Annotated in this window: 12 protein-coding genes; all 12 read right to left on the bottom strand. The window is 65.3% G+C overall.

The genetic code is table 11. The annotated features are described in order from the left end of the window. Positions 1–50: 50 nt before the first annotated feature. The gene (locus U5809_RS16405; protein ID WP_322087294.1) at positions 51–662 is read right to left on the bottom strand and encodes a TetR/AcrR family transcriptional regulator; all 612 of its coding nucleotides are present in this window, start codon (positions 660–662) and stop codon (positions 51–53) included. A gap of 214 nt (positions 663–876) precedes the next feature. Then, positions 877–2,532, bottom strand: coding sequence for an APC family permease (locus tag U5809_RS16400; RefSeq protein ID WP_322087293.1), 1,656 nt, complete (start codon positions 2,530–2,532; stop codon positions 877–879). A gap of 178 nt (positions 2,533–2,710) precedes the next feature. Next, positions 2,711–3,574, bottom strand: coding sequence for a glycine betaine ABC transporter substrate-binding protein (locus tag U5809_RS16395; protein ID WP_174992523.1), 864 nt, complete (start codon positions 3,572–3,574; stop codon positions 2,711–2,713). 134 nt (positions 3,575–3,708) lie between these two features. Continuing rightward, positions 3,709–4,857, bottom strand: a complete 1,149-nt coding sequence (locus tag U5809_RS16390) for a hybrid-cluster NAD(P)-dependent oxidoreductase (protein ID WP_282508640.1) — start codon at positions 4,855–4,857, stop codon at positions 3,709–3,711. Between the two features lie 29 nt (positions 4,858–4,886). Continuing rightward, positions 4,887–6,128: an aromatic ring-hydroxylating dioxygenase subunit alpha gene (locus U5809_RS16385; RefSeq protein ID WP_322087292.1), complete on the bottom strand. Its 1,242-nt coding sequence runs from the start codon at positions 6,126–6,128 to the stop codon at positions 4,887–4,889. A gap of 52 nt (positions 6,129–6,180) precedes the next feature. Beyond that, positions 6,181–6,966: an electron transfer flavoprotein subunit beta/FixA family protein gene (locus tag U5809_RS16380; RefSeq protein WP_322087291.1), complete on the bottom strand. Its 786-nt coding sequence runs from the start codon at positions 6,964–6,966 to the stop codon at positions 6,181–6,183. Next, positions 6,963–8,132, bottom strand: coding sequence for an electron transfer flavoprotein subunit alpha/FixB family protein (locus U5809_RS16375; RefSeq protein WP_322087290.1), 1,170 nt, complete (start codon positions 8,130–8,132; stop codon positions 6,963–6,965). The genes U5809_RS16380 and U5809_RS16375 overlap by 4 nt, the downstream gene beginning before the upstream one ends. Before the next feature lie 4 nt (positions 8,133–8,136). Next, positions 8,137–10,062, bottom strand: a complete 1,926-nt coding sequence (locus U5809_RS16370) for a (Fe-S)-binding protein (RefSeq protein WP_322087289.1) — start codon at positions 10,060–10,062, stop codon at positions 8,137–8,139. Positions 10,063–10,065: 3 nt separating this feature from the next. Continuing rightward, positions 10,066–12,129 (bottom strand): NADH:flavin oxidoreductase, encoded by a 2,064-nt coding sequence (locus tag U5809_RS16365; protein ID WP_322087288.1) that lies wholly within the window; start codon positions 12,127–12,129, stop codon positions 10,066–10,068. A 68-nt stretch (positions 12,130–12,197) separates the two neighbouring features. Then, on the bottom strand, positions 12,198–12,731 hold the full coding sequence (locus tag U5809_RS16360; protein ID WP_089475447.1) for a DUF5943 domain-containing protein: 534 nt from the start codon (positions 12,729–12,731) through the stop codon (positions 12,198–12,200). A 140-nt stretch (positions 12,732–12,871) separates the two neighbouring features. Beyond that, positions 12,872–13,843, bottom strand: coding sequence for a dipeptidase (locus U5809_RS16355; RefSeq protein WP_059239233.1), 972 nt, complete (start codon positions 13,841–13,843; stop codon positions 12,872–12,874). Positions 13,844–13,882: 39 nt separating this feature from the next. Next, a complete protein-coding gene (locus U5809_RS16350) occupies positions 13,883–15,157 on the bottom strand; it encodes a serine hydroxymethyltransferase (protein WP_059239231.1) in 1,275 nt (424 codons plus the stop codon). Positions 15,158–15,189: the final 32 nt, after the last annotated feature.

Below are 15,189 nucleotides of genomic sequence, written 5' to 3'. Positions count from 1 at the left end.
CCGAATACGCACAATTTGAAACCGATCATTCTCAAAATAATCAAAAAAAATCAGGTCAGCGCCCGCATCGCGACGTCGACGATCGAGGCCAGCTCCGCCTCCGACGCGCTCGACTTGCCCAGCACGCGCATGCCCTGGACCAGGCACAGCAGGAACCGGCCGACCTCTTCCGGATCGAGATTCCGGTCGAAATCGCCCGACTGCTGGCCGCGCGCGATGGCGAGGCTGAATTGCGTACCGATGCGCAGCAGCGTCGATTCGATATACGGCCGCAGCGCGTCGTCACCGGGCAGCAGTTCGACCGCCGAATTCGTGATGAAGCAACCGCGGCGCTCCGACAGCCGTACGCCGATTTCCGTGTAGTACAGCAGCGCCTCCCTGAGCGCCTGCCGCGGCGGGAGATCCGCCGCGAGACGCTCCTTGAGCCGGGCGATCGCGCCTTCCGCGTAACGGTCGAATGCGGCAACCAGCAACCCGTGCTTGTCGCCGAACGTCCGGTACAGGCTGCCGCGAAACACGCCGGTCGCCTCGCACAGCGTGTCGATCGACGTCGCGTGATACCCCTGCTCCCAGAACACGCGTGCGGCGGCGTCGATCACCTCTTCGGTGTCGAATTCGCGTGGACGCCCCCTGTCACGGGAGCCGGGAGAGGTCGGACTCATGAGTCCGGATATTAGAACCGATCATTCCCAAAATCAAGCGGCCTCGATCACTTCCTTGCGCGACCTGCGCCGGCAATGGCGCCGGCCCTGAACGACAAAAGCCCGACCGGTAGCAAGCCGGTCGGGCTTCGTTGCTTCGTTGCTTGCCGCGAACCCGATCGCGACGCCCGTGTGCGGTTTCCGGGCGGCGCGCACGGTTACACGGCCTGACGCGTCACTTCACCCACGCAAGGTAATACGACAACCAGATCGTGAGCCCCGCACCGATCAGCGCGGCATACGGCATCAGGTTCAGCCACATCGCGCGCTTCGGCACTTCGAGTTCCATGTCGCGCTGCATCTGCGCGGGGAAACGGCCGCGGTCCTGCCAGTAGTGGCGGAACAGGAACACCGGCACGATCAGCAGCATCGCGATCAGCCCGTTGCGCAGCGTGCCGTCGCCCTGCAGGTTCGCGCCCGCGCCGACATAGACGAGGTTCGCGTAGCCGCAGATCGAGCCTGCGACGAGCAACCAGGTCGGGCAGCGGAACGGCCGATCCCAGTTGCCGCGATCCATCCGGTGGATCCAGCCCGACTGAAGATTCAGGAATACGAACAGCATGTAGCAGACGTTCGAGATCGACAGTACCGTCATGTAGTCCGACATCATCAGCAACACGAGGTTGAAGCCGAGATCGGTCCACATCGCGCGCGTGGGCGAGCCGTGCTCGTTCACGTGCGACAGGTACTTGGGCAGCCAGCCGTCGACCGAGGCCTGATAGAGCGTGCGCGATGAGCCCATCATCGACGTCATCACGATCAGCAGGATCGACAGCATCAGCATCACGACGACCGCATTCGCGACCCACGCGCCGCCGCCGACGATCTTCGCCATCGCGGCCGCGACGCCGGTGCCGTCGCCGATCGACGGATCGAGCATCGCCTGCGTGCCGAGCGCGCCCTGGAACGCCATCGGTACGAGCGTCATCACGACGAGACACAGCGCGCCCGACCAGAAGATCGCCTTCGCGGTATCGCGGCGCGGATCGCGGAATTCACGCGTGTAGCAGACGGCCGTTTCGAAGCCGTACGACGCCCAGCCGGCCATGAACATCGCACCGAGCGCCATCGTGACGCCCTGCCCGTTCCACGAGCCGAAGGTCGCGGTCGTGAGATTGCCGTGCGCGTCGTGGCCGAGCGGCAGCAGCGGGAGCAGGTTCGACATCGGCACGTCGCCGGTGACGAACGGCACGATGCCGACGATCAGCAGCGGCGTGAGCGACGCAATGCCGAGGATGCGCTGTGTACGCGCCGCCTTCGATGCGCCACTGTGTTGAAGCTTGAACGTGATGAGAAGCAGGATCGTCGCGATGATGAACGTCGCATTGATCCGCAGGGACAGACCCGGCTTGATGAACCCGAGATCCGCGATCTTGAGCTGCCATTGCAGCACCGCCGCGTTGGCGGGAAAGAGACTCGTGAGCGCATAGCTCGCCGCGAGGCCACAGCCGAGCGCAAGCATCGGCGACCACGCGAGCCAGTTGCACCACACGGAAACCGGGGCAATCAGCTTGCTGTAACGGACCCAGCCGATCGCGCCATACACGGACGCGCCGCCCGATTTATGGGGAAATAGCCCCGATATTTCCGCATAAGTCGCGCTTTGAATCAGCCCCATCGTGATCGCGGCGATCCAGATCGCCCAGGCGGGCTGGCCGATCGTCGCGCATACGCCACCGATCGTGAACAGCACGCCAGCCGGCACGCCGCTCGTTACCCAAAAAGCGTCTTTCCAAGTCAGGCCACGATGCAGCGTGTGGCCCGTCGAATCATGTGAGATGGTTGCCTCAACATCACTGGTGCTGTTCGCACGCAGTCCTGCCTGACTCATCCAATTCCTCCTGTGATGACTCCGCACAAGGGCGCTAGTGTAACAACTTACGCGCTTTTTTGCAGAATCAGAAAAACAATTCCGGGAAATGGCCGCATTGCATCACGATCATTTCGGATTCCTGCGTACCACCCCCGGCGTGTCTCTTTAATGATTCGTATGACGTATCGTCTGGTACTTACTGCGCGCCTTCGGTCCACGAATTCACGCGGTCCGAATGCGCCGCAATCCACGCGTCGGCGGCCGCTTCCGGCTTCGAGCCGTTCTGGATCGCGAGCATCACGCTGTCGATTTCACCCGGCTTCCACTGGAATTTTTTCAGGAACGCGACAACCGGCTTCGCCTTCGTTTCGAGCCCCGGATTCACGACGCTGTCGACGTGCTCCGCGCCGCCGAACACCTTCTTCGGATCCTCGAGGAAGCGCAGCTTCCACTTCGCGAACATCCAGTGCGGCGCCCAGCCCGTCACGATCACCGGCTTGTTCGCATTGACCGAACGCGACAGCTCGGCCGTCATCGCGCTGCCCGAACTCGGCATCAGCGTGTAGCTCAGCCCGTAGCTCTTGATCGCGTCGTCGGTCTTGCGCATCACGCCCGCACCTGCGTCGATACCTACGATCCGGCCACCAAAGCTGCCCTTCTCCGCATTCAGGTCGTCGATGCTCTTCGCCTTCACGTACGCGGGCACGATCAGGCCGATCTTGGCATCGGGGAAGTTCGCGCCGAGGTCGACGACCTTGGCCTTGTATTCATCCCAGTACGAGCCGTGCGTGACCGGCAGCCACGCGGACAGCGTCGCATCGAGATCGCCGCGCGCGACGCCCTGCCACATGATCCCGGCGGCGACCGGTACGAGCTGGACCTGGTAACCGAGCTTCTTCTCGATCACGCGCGCTGCGACGTTCGAGGTCGCAACGCTGTCGTCCCAGCCTTCGACGTAACCGATCTTCAGCGTCGGCTTCGTATCGGCGAGCGCCGATGCGCTCAGTGCCACCATCGCCGACAGTGCGCCGGTCCACAACAGTTTTCCGAACAGCTTCATGGTCGATCTCCTTGATATGCGCACCGTGCGCGTTGTCTCTCTAGGTTCTTCAACCACAAATCCGCGGTATCGTTGTTTTCCGACGGATGCTTGTCCGGGTGCGACGTACCCGGACAGCCGATGGCGAGCTTCGACTACTTGTCGATCACGAGATCCGACAGCGGCTTGCTGCAGCACAGCAGCACCATCCCCTGGTCGATCTCGCGCTGGCGGATGCCGCCGTTGTGCTTCATTTCGACTTGCCCCGACACGAGCTTCACCTTGCAGGTGCCGCACATGCCCTGCGTGCACGACGCCGGCAGCCGCACGCCCGACTGGCGCGCCGCATCGAGTACGTGCTGCTCCGAACCGCACGCAATCTCGCGATTGCTCTTCGCGAAGCTGACCGTGTACTGCTTCGTGTCCGCGTCGCCGCCTTCGGCCGGCGGTGCGAGATCGGCGAGCAGCTCGTCGCTCGCGGTCTGCGCGAGCGTCTCGAACGAGAAGCTCTCCTCGTGATACTGCTGGCGATCGAAGCCGGCTTCGTCGAGCAGGTCGCGCACGGCCTTCATGTACGGCGCGGGGCCGCACGTGAAAATCTCGCGCTCCATGAAATCCGGTGCGATCAGCTTCAGCAGCGGCAGTGTCAGGAAGCCCGTGACGCCCGGCCAGTTCGTGCGCGCGCCCAGGCGCTCGACGACGAACGACGTGCGAAAGTTCGTATGATTCGACGCGATCAGGTCGAGCTCGCGCGCGAAGATGATGTCGTCCGGCGTGCGCGCGCTGTGCACGAACAGGATGTCGCGATCTTCCGCGAGATCATGGTGCGCGCGGCTCATCGACATCAGCGGCGTGACGCCCGAGCCGGCCGACAGGAACAGGTACTTGCGCGCCGGATGCCGTGCGCACGTGAACTCGCCGGCCGGGCCGAGCACGCGCACCGGTGCGCCCGGCTGCAGGTTGTCGTGCAGCCAGTTCGACACCTTGCCGCCCGGCACGCGCTTCACCGTGATCGACACCGTGTGCGGCCGCGCCGGCGACGACGAGATCGTGTAGCAGCGGTTGATCGTTTCGCCGTCGATGTCGAGCTCGAGCGTGAGGAACTGCCCGGGCTCGAACGAGAACGAGCGGCCCTGCGGCGAACGGAAGAAGAAACTCTTCACGTCGTGCGTTTCCTGCCGCACCTGGCAGCACACCAGCGTTTCCTCGACGTCGCTCGTCCAGCGCTCGGGAAGGGCGTTCCAGAACGCCGGGCGTGTAACCCGGCTGTCCGTCGGCTCGAAGTTGGCCGCATCTCGCATCATGTCTGACTCCGCTTGTACACTGCTAAGTACTATTCGCCGGTTTTTTCGGCGAGCCGGCCGATGTACCAGGCCGAGAATTTTTCGACGAGACCTTCCGTGAACGGCGAATACGGGCCCGGCTCATACGCGCTGCTGGTCGCGCCGCGCTGCGAGAACTCGACGAGCGCGCGATCCTGGTCGTTGGTCGCGTTCCACACGGCCGTGAGGTTCTTCACGTCGTAATCGATGCCTTCCTTCGCATCCTTGTGCACGAGCCACTTCGTGCGCACGAGCGTCTTGCCGGCCGACAGCGGGATCACCGAGAACGTCACGATGTGATCGCTCATGAAGTGGTGCCACGAGTTCGGCTGCGTCCAGAACGACAGACCGCCGAGGTCGGCCTTTTCGAAGCCGCCGAGCAATTTCTTCGACGCGACCTTCGCATCGAGCGTCTGCGATTCGCCGCTGCGATCGAGCGGCAGGCGCTGCGTGCGGAAACCCGTCACGTCGAGCAGCTTTTCGATCTCCGCGGACGGCAGGCCCATCTCGGCCCACTCCTTGCCGCGGCGCACGCACGTTTCTGCAAATGCGTCCATGCCTTCGGCGTTCGCGTCGGAACGCTGGTAGCCGAAGCCGTATTCGTACAACGAGATCGTCAGCTCCGGATGGTTCGCGACGCAGTGATAGCACTCGCGGTTGTTCTCCATCGTGAGCTTCCAGTTGCCTTCCTCGATGATGTCGATCTGCGCGGCGATCTTCGTGCTCGGCAGGTCGTGCGGCAGCAGGTACGGCTCCATCTCGGCGCGCATCTGCGCGAAGTCGACCGGCGGCTCGTCGGCGAGGCAGATGAAGACCAGGCCCGCGAGGTTCTCGACGTGCACCGACTTCAGGCTGTGCTTGCAGCGATCGAACTTCTCGCCCATGTGCTCGGCGAACATCAGCTGGCCCGTCAGGTTGTAGGTCCAGCTGTGGTACGGACACACGATGTTGCCGACCGAGCCCTTGTCCTCGTTGCACAGGCGCGCGCCGCGGTGACGGCACACGTTGTGGAACGCGCGGATCGCCATGTCGTCGTCGCGCACGATCAGGATCGAATCGCTCCCCAGTTCCACGGTCACATAGTCGCCCGGCTCGGGAATATCCGGCTCGATTGCCACCTGGATCCAGTGCTGGCGGAAAATCGCCTCCATGTCGAGCGCGAAGATGTCCTCGCTCGTGTAGAACGGTGCGTCGAGGCTGTGCCCTTCCTTGCGCCGCTCGATCAATGCACGAATGTCTGCCGATACTTTCATCGTTTGCTCCGGATTCCTTGCATCCCTGGGTTCTTGCCGACAGGCATCAAAATCAGTAGTCGATGAGCTGATGCTCGCGCAAATACGCGAGGATCACTTGTGCTTTTTCGACCGAACTCCCTTCATTTACGACGTTGCCGCCGCGGCTTTCCGTCGTCGTCGCGGACAGCATCCGGGCATGCCCGGAGCGCTTCTCGGCGGCGACCAGTTTTACGGGTTTACGCTCGACCGGACCGACCGTCCACGCGGCCGCATCGGCGTTCGCGCCGGGCGCCGCGAGCGCCGGCCGGATCGCGCCTGCGCGCAGCCGCGCGTACGCGTAGCGTGGCTCGGCATTGGCGAGTGGATGGACGGCAATCACGGCCGGCAGCGCGGCATCGACGCGCCGCCGCAACCCTTTCGGCAAAAATTGCCGGACGGCCGCGCGACCGCCTTCGACCGTCACGTCGACGGCCGAGCCGACCAGCGGATAGCCGAGCGTCGCGGCGATGCGGTAAGGCAGCATGCCGGTGTCGTACGCACCCTCGGCGCGCGTGCCGGTCAGCACGAGGTCGTAGTCTTCGATGCGCGCGGCGAGCGCGTGCACGGCATCGTCGCCGTCGCGGCAGGCCAGCACCTCGACCTCCCGCGCGCCGAGCGCGAGATATTCGGCAAGCGCCCCGTTCGCGGGGTCGCCTGCATGGATCACGTCGAGCGTCGCGCGATGCTGCTCGGCGAGCTGGCGGCCGGTTTCAAGTGCGGCCGCATCGTTGCGGCTGTAGCGCGCGACGCCGCTGACCGGATGCCGGCCAATGGACACGAGCACCGCGATGCGTTGCAAGGGACGGGGGGCGTTCATGCGGCAACTCCTTCCGGTTCACGGGTGCCGACCGCGGCCGGCGATTCGCCGCGCGCGGCACGCGCGGCCTGCACCTGTTCGATCAACGCGGCGATCGTCGCCTGCGCGTCGCCCACCACCGTCAGGTTCGCGCGCTTCGCGATCGGCGCGCTGCCGTCGAGGTTCACCGCGATCACGTGGCGGCAGTCCTTGATCCCCTGCAAGTGCTGCACCGCGCCCGAGATGCCGAACGCGATGTACACGCTTGCCTCGACCGTCTTGCCGGTCGCTCCGACCTGCTTGTCGCGCGTGAAATGGCCGTTGTCGACCGCGACGCGGCTCGCGCCGATCGCGGCGCCGAATGCACCGGCCAGCTGCTCGAACGCGCCGATGTCGGACACGCCGTTGCCGGCCGACACGATGAAATCGGCTTCCTCGAGCGCGACCTGCGCCGCATCGATTTCGTCGAGGCCGAGATCGCGGTACGGCTGCGTGGCGTCATGGGCCGGGCGGATGAAATCCGCGGCCAGGCGTTCGCCCGCACCGACGAACGGCAGCTTCGCGTCGACCGCGTTCTGCGCGAGCAGGATCACGTCGGGCAGCGCGCGCGTGGCAAACGCGCGCCCGGCCTGCGCATACGCGCCGACGTGCTTCGCGTCGATCTCGACGACGTGCGTCGCGACGCTCGCGCCGGCGGCTGCCGCGTAACGCCGGCCAAGATCGCCGTCACCCGTTGCGTTGTCGGGTACGAACACGTGCTTCGGTGCGAGCGCGGCCACACAGGCCTGCAATGCTTGCAGTTCGCTTTCGGGATCGAACGTGCGGCGATCGAAGCCGGTCAACTCGAGCAGCTTGTCGACGCCGAGTTCGGCTACGTCATCCTTCAACTCGCCGAACGCGAGCAGCGCGACTTCGGTTTGCGCGTCGGCGAGCACGGCTGCAGCGGCGATCGCCTGCCGCGAATGGTCGTCGAGCGCGCCGCGTTCGCCGTGCGCGACCACCAGCATCACGTGCTTCGGATCCTGCAGCGCGCGGCGCGGCTTCGCGGCCGCTGCGCCATGGCCGTGAGCGGCCCCGTATGCGACGTTCGCATCGGCGCTGCCTTCCTCGCCGAGCGTGATGCGCTTCAGGCCGGCGGCCGTGATGATGAACGGCCGGCGCGGATCGATTCGTTTGATCGTGTTCATCGATTCACTCCAGCGAGGCGGCGACGAGTTCGGCGACGTCGAGCACGTCGGGGCGCGGGCCCACGACGCCTTCGAGCATGGCCGTGCAGTTCGGGCAGGCAACCGCGACCACATCCGCGCCGATCGTACGTGCGTCGGCGATGCGGATGTCGGGAATGCGCTGCTTGCCGGGGATGTCGGTCAGCGGCGCACCGCCGCCACCGCCGCAGCAGCGGCCGCGCATGCCGTTGCGCTCCATCTCGACGACCTGGATGCCGATCGTCTTCAGCAGCTTGCGCGGCGCTTCCGTCTCGCCGTTGTAGCGGCCGAGGTAGCACGGATCGTGGTATGTCGTGCGCTTCTCCTGCAGCGCCTCGATGGCCTTCGGCGCGATCTTGCCGCTGTCGGCGAGTTCGGCGAGATAGGTCGTGTGGTGCTTGACCGTCACGCGCAGCCCGAGCGCGCGGTATTCGTTGCGCAGGCTGTGCATCACGTGCGGGTCGGCCGTCACGATCTGCTTGTACGACAGCGTGCCGAGCGTGCCGATCAGGCGCTTCGCCATCTGCTGGAACGTCGCTTCGTCGCCGAGCCGGCGTGCGACGTCGCCCGTGTCGGTCTCGGTCGAGCCGAGCACCGCGTAGTCGACGCCCGCCTTGTTCAGCACCTTCACAAACGCACGCAGCGTGCGCTGGTAGCGCATGTCGAACGCACCTTCACCCGCGACGAACAGCACGTCGACCGGCTTGCCCGGCTGCGCGACGGGCGCGCTCAGGTCGACCGACCAGTCGTAGCGCGCGGCCGTGTCGTAGCCGCCCATCGTGCCCGTCTCGCGCAGGTTCGCGAGCACTTCCTGGCCCTTGCCCGGCACCGTGCCGTGCACGAGCGTGCGGTTGCGGCGCATGTCGACGATCGCGTCGACGTGCTCGATCAGCATCGGGCATTCCTGCACGCAAGCGCGGCAGGTCGTGCACGACCACAGTGTCTGCTCCTCGATCAGGCCCGACACGATCGGGCCGTTCGGCTCGCCGCGATGCTGGCCGACCGCGAGGCCCGGCGACGGGCTGCCCGCGTAAGCCGCATCGGTGCCGCCGGCCATGCCGACGACAAGATCCTGGATCAGCTTCTTCGGGTTCAGCGGCTGACCCGACGCAAACGCGGGGCACGCGGCTTCGCACTTGCCGCACTGCACGCAGGCGTCGAAACTCAGCAGCTGGTTCCAGCGGAATTCGACCGGCTTCGCGACCCCGTATTCCTGATGCTCGATGTCCGGCAGCTTCAGTGCGGTCGGCGGCGTGGCCGTGCCGTTGCCCGTGAACGATTCACGCGTGGCGGCAAACCGTTCCTGGCGCGGGTGGAATGCAAGGTGCAGCAGGCCGGCGATCGCATGCTTCATCGGGCCGCCCTTCGCGGCGCCGACCGTCATCGTGAATGCACCGACACCGATCAGCACTGCGCAGAGCACCGCGAACGCACCCGACATCGCGCCGGTCGGCACCAGCATGAACAGCACGAGGCCGAGCGCGAACGAGCCGAGCAGCCAGGGCAGCGTATTCCACGGACCTTTCGACAACCGCGCGGGCACGTCCTTCGCCGCGCGCCGGCGCCACACGAACACCGCGCCGACCAGCATCGCGAGCGCCGCGAGGAAGATCAGCTTGTCGAGCCACGGCGAGTAGATCGCGAGGCCATAGTTGATGAACACCAGCGCAAGCGCGCCGATCGCGCCGCCGGCCGTCGCCACGTGCGTCTTCGCGATGTACGGATCGCGGGCGACTACGTGGTGCAGGTCGACGAAATAGCGCTTCGGGATCGCGAACAGGTTCGCGACGCCGAACGAGCCGGGTGCCGTGGCGCGGCCGAGCCGCCAGTAGGACGAGCGCTTCGCGACCGCGAACGCGAGCCCCGCCACCGACAGCCACAACAGGGCGGTAATGAGGAAGGACGGGTTCATCGTTTAGAAATCCTTCACGAGACGCAGCGAGTCGTAGATCGCACCGTGGACGTTGTGCATCGAGATGCAGTCGCCGACACGGAACAGCAGGAAACGGCCGTTGCCGAGTTCTTCCGACAGGCACGGTTGCGGCTCGGCCGCGAACAGCGTGTGCGGATCGATCTGGCCACGGTTCACCGATTCCGGCTTGAGCTTCCAGTACAGCTCGTCGTTCGGCGACGAACCGTTCTCGATCACCACCTGGTCGACCGCGCGCTCTTCCAGTTCTTCCGTGTACTCGTTGCGCAGCACGGCAATCATCTTGCCGTCCTCCTGATAAACGCGATCGAGCATCGTGTTCGGTGTCGGGATCACGCCGAACGCATACAGGCGGCGATAGAAGATCGGGAACGTCGTGCCGCCGCAATCGTCGGCGACCTTCACGTCCGGCGTGACGACCTCGACCTTCGAGCCGCGGCTCGCCATGAAGTCGGCCACGCCCGCGCCGGCATGCGTGCTCACGCCGTCGAACAGCAGCACGTTCTGCTTGGGCTCGACCTTGCCGGTCAGGATGTCCCACGAGCTGACGGCCAGACCTTCAGCCACGCCCCAGCCCGGCACCTGCCACGTGAAGCTCGACCCGCCCGTCGCGAGCACGACGATGTCCGGCTTCTCGGCCATGATCATCTTCTCGTCGGCGGCCACGCCGAGGCGGCGATCGACGCCCAAGCGCTTCGTTTCCATGTCGAACCAGCGGATGATCCCCGACATCTGTTCGCGCTGCGGCGCCTTGGCGGCGATCATCACCTGCCCGCCCACTTCCGAGTTCTTCTCGAACAGCACGACGTCGTGGCCGCGCAGCTTCGCGACGCGCGCGGCTTCAAGCCCCGCCGGGCCCGCGCCGACCACCACGACCTTGCGCTTCGGGCCGCGCGACTTCTCGATGATGTGCGGCATCGTCGCTTCACGCGACGTCGCCGCGTTCTGGATGCACAGCACGTCGAGGCCGTTGTACTGGCGGTCGATGCAGTAGTTCGCGCCGACGCACTGCTTGATTTCGTCTTCGCGGCCGTCGCGGATCTTGATCACCATGTGCGGATCGGCGATCTGCGCGCGCGTCATGCCGACCAGGTCGATCATGCCGGTCGCGAGCAGGCGCTCGGCCTGGCCCGCATCGCGGATGCTCTGCGCGTGCATCACCGGAATCTTCACGACCGACTTGATGCCGGCCGCGAGGTGCACGAACGGCTCCGGCGGCAATGCCATCGGCGGCATGCAGTTCGCGATCGTATTGTGCGTGTCGCCACCCGAGCCGACCACGCTCAGGTAGTCGATCAGGCCCGTCTCCGACATTGCCTGCGCGATTTCCTTCAGCGCTTCGTGGTCGAGGCCGTCCTCGTGGAATTCGTCGCCGCACATGCGCAGGCCGACACAGAAATCCTTGCCGACCGCCTCGCGCACGGCCGTCAGCACTTCGATACCGAAGCGCAGGCGGTTTTCCAGGCTGCCGCCCCATTCGTCGGTGCGGTGGTTCGAACGCTTGCTCCAGAACTGGTCGATCAGGTGCTGGTGGGCGGCCGAGATTTCGATGCCGTCCATGCCCGCTGCCTTCACGCGCTTCGCGGCCGCCGCGAAATCGCCGATGATGCGGCGGATTTCCTCGATCTCGATGATCTTCGCGTTGCCGCGGTGCACGGGTTCGCGCACACCCGACGGCGACATCAAGTGCGGCCAGTGCTCGCCGTGGAACGACGAGCGGCGGCCCATGTGCGTCGCCTGGATCATGATCTTCGCGCCGTGCTTGTGCATCGTGTCGGCGAGGCGCGTGAGCGGATCGATGATCTTGTCGGTCGACAGGTTCACCGATTTCCACCAGCCCTGCGGGCTGTCGATCGACACGGGGCTCGACCCGCCGCAGATGGCCAGGCCGACGCCACCCTTGGCCTTTTCTTCGTAGTAGCGGATATAGCGGTCGCCCGGCAGGCCGCCCGGCTCGGCATACACCTCCGCATGCGCGGTGCTGACGATCCGGTTACGCAGCGTCAGCTGGTTCAGCTGCATGGGTTTGAACAGGTGGGGATAACGCATCGCTGGCGACCTCTGGCGTTCGAATGTCTCGTGTTGCGGGTGTTGTTTTGTAGCGGTGTATCAGTGCGTCAGTGCGCGATCGGCGACACTTCGAAGACGCAGTGGTCGTGATGCTCGGCCGCGCACTGCACTTCCAACGATCGCGCACGCGGGGCGCCCTTGCCTTCCGGCGTCGTGTCGTTGACCCAGTCCATCGCGCCGGCGAACCAGCCTGCGAACATGTAGCAGAGCTTGCCTTCCTTGCCCGGCTGCTGGAGCACGAACGACGAATGGCGCAGCTCGATCTTTGCGCGCGCACTGGCCGGATCGGCCTCGATGATCGAGAACAAGCCCCAACCGCGTTGCGACAGTCGCTTCAGGTAGTGCTCGAACACGGCCATGCCGGTCAGCCCGTGCAGCTTTGCTTCCTTGTCGCACCAGTGGTATGCGGACTTGTAGCCGGCCTTGTAGAGGATCTCGGCATACGCTTCGACGCCGAGCGCTTCTTCGACGGCGACGTGGTTGTTCGTGAAGAAGTGGCGCGGCACATACAGCATCGGCAGCGCGTCGGTGGTCCAGACGCCGGTATCGGGATCGACGTTGATCGGCAGTTGCGGTTGCATCGTGGTGACTCCGTGAGGAAATTGGCCGCGCGGCTCAGTGCGCAGGCGCGACATCGTCCGCGCGCCCGCGCGGCTTGCGCGGGCACGTCCCGATTTTTCTGTTGTTGAATCGCGGGTGGCGGTTCGGCTCGAAGCGGCGCTTACGCGCCCCACACGTCCTTGAACACGCGCACCCAGTTCTCGCCCATGATCTTGCGGATACGCGACTCCTTCCAGCCGTGGCGTTCCATCGCCGCGGTCAGGTTCGGGAATTCGCCGATCGTGCGGATGCCGTCCGGGTTGATCACCTTGCCGAAGTTCGTCAGCTGGCGATAGCGGCCCTTGTCATGCGTCAGCATGTCGAAGAATTCCTTCGCGAAATCCTGCGTGAAGTCCGTGCCGATGCCGACCGCGTCTTCGCCGATCAGGTTCACGACGTAGTCGATCGCCTCGATGTAGTCGTCGATGTTCGCTTCGATCCCGCGCTTCAGGAACGGCGCGAACATCGTCACGCCGACGAAGCCGCCCGCATCGGCGATCTCCTTGAGCTGCACGTCGCTCTTGTTGCGCGGATGCTCCTTCAGGCCCGAGGGCAGGCAGTGCGAGTAGCACACCGGCTTCTTCGAGAACGCGATCGCTTCCGACGACGTGTTGCCGCCCACGTGTGACAGGTCGACCATGATGCCGACGCGGTTCATCTCGGTGATCACTTCGCGGCCGAAGTCCGACAGGCCGCCGTCACGCTCGTAGCAGCCGGTGCCGACCAGATTCTGCGTGTTGTAGCAGAGCTGCACGACACGCACGCCCATGTCGGCGAACGCTTCGATGTAGCCGAGGTTGTCCTCGAACGCATGCGCGTTCTGGAAGCCGAGGATGATCCCGGTCTTGCCTTCCTTCTTCGCGCGGAAGATGTCGTCCGTCGTGCGCACGAGCGTCAGCAGCTCGCCGTTGTCGCGGATCTTCTTCTTCATCACGCCGATGTTGTCGACGGTCTTGGCGAAGTTCTCCCACACCGACACCGTGCAGTTCGCGGCCGTGATGCCGCCACGGCGCATGTCCTCGAACACCGGCTTCTCGAACTTCGAAATGTTCAGTCCGTCGATGATGATGCTGTCCTGATGCAGCGTGCTCATATCTGCTCTCGCTCGTGGGTCTGTTCTTGTGGGGGTCGATCAGTAGATCGGGAAGCGTTCGCACAACGCGAAGATCTCGCGGCGCACACGCTGTTCGGTCGCGTGGTCGCCTTCCGGGTTCGCGCGCAGCGCGTCGAACACTTCGAGGATCAGGCGGCCCACTTCACGGAATTCCGCGACGCCGAAACCGCGCGTCGTGCCGGCCGGCGTGCCGAGACGGATGCCCGACGTGACGGTCGGCTTCTCGGTGTCGAACGGGATGCCGTTCTTGTTGCAGGTGATGCCCGCGCGTTCCAGCGCCTGCTCGACCGGCGCGCCCTTCAGGCCCTTCGGGCGCAGGTCGACCAGCAGCAGGTGGTTGTCGGTGCCGCCCGTGACGAGATCGACGCCGCCGGCCTTCAGCACTTCACCGAGCGCCTGCGCGTTCGCGAGCACGTTGTCGATGTAGGTCTTGAAGTCCGCATGCAGCACTTCGCCGAACGCGACGGCCTTGCCGGCGATCACGTGCATCAGCGGGCCGCCCTGCAGGCCGGGGAACACGGCCGAGTTGATCTTCTTCGCGATGTCCTCGTCGTTGGTCAGCACGAAGCCGCCGCGCGGGCCGCGCAGCGTCTTGTGGGTGGTCGACGTGACGACGTGCGCATGCTCGACCGGGTTGGCGTGGCGGCCCGCGGCGATCACGCCGGCGATGTGCGCCATGTCGACCATCAGCTTCGCGCCGACGCTGTCGGCGATCGCGCGGAAGCGCGCGAAGTCGAGCGCGCGCGGGTATGCCGAGAAGCCGGCGATGATCAGGTTCGGCTTGTGCTCGTGCGCCAGCGCCTCGACCTGGTCGTAATCGATCCGCATCGTGTCGCGGTTCACGCCGTACTGGACGGCGTTGAACCACTTGCCCGACAGCGCCGGCTTCGCGCCGTGCGTCAGGTGGCCGCCGGCGTCCAGCGACATGCCGAGCACCGTGTCGCCCGGCTTGGCCAGCGCGAGCATCACCGAGCCGTTCGCCTGCGCGCCCGAGTGCGGCTGTACGTTCGCATAACCGGCGTTGAAGATCTGCTTGACGCGCTCGATCGCCAGCGCCTCGACTTCATCGGCGAACTCGCAGCCGCCGTAGTAGCGCTTGCCGGGATAGCCTTCCGCGTACTTGTTCGTCAGTACCGAGCCCTGCGCCTCGAGCACGGCGCGCGACACGATGTTTTCCGACGCGATCAACTCGACCTGCGACTGCTGACGCTCGAGTTCCTTCAGGATGGCGCTGCGTACCGGCGCGTCGCGCTCGGCAAGGGGCTGCGAGAAGAAAGGCTGGGTGTTCGACATAGTGCGTCCGTGACGAAGAATAAAGGGCTGTA

It is taken from the genome of Burkholderia sp. BCC1999, assembly GCF_905339975.1.
Classification (GTDB): Bacteria; Pseudomonadota; Gammaproteobacteria; order Burkholderiales; family Burkholderiaceae; genus Burkholderia.
The sequence above is the reverse complement of the archived record's forward strand: the minus strand, read 5'-3'. Positions and strand labels throughout refer to the sequence as shown.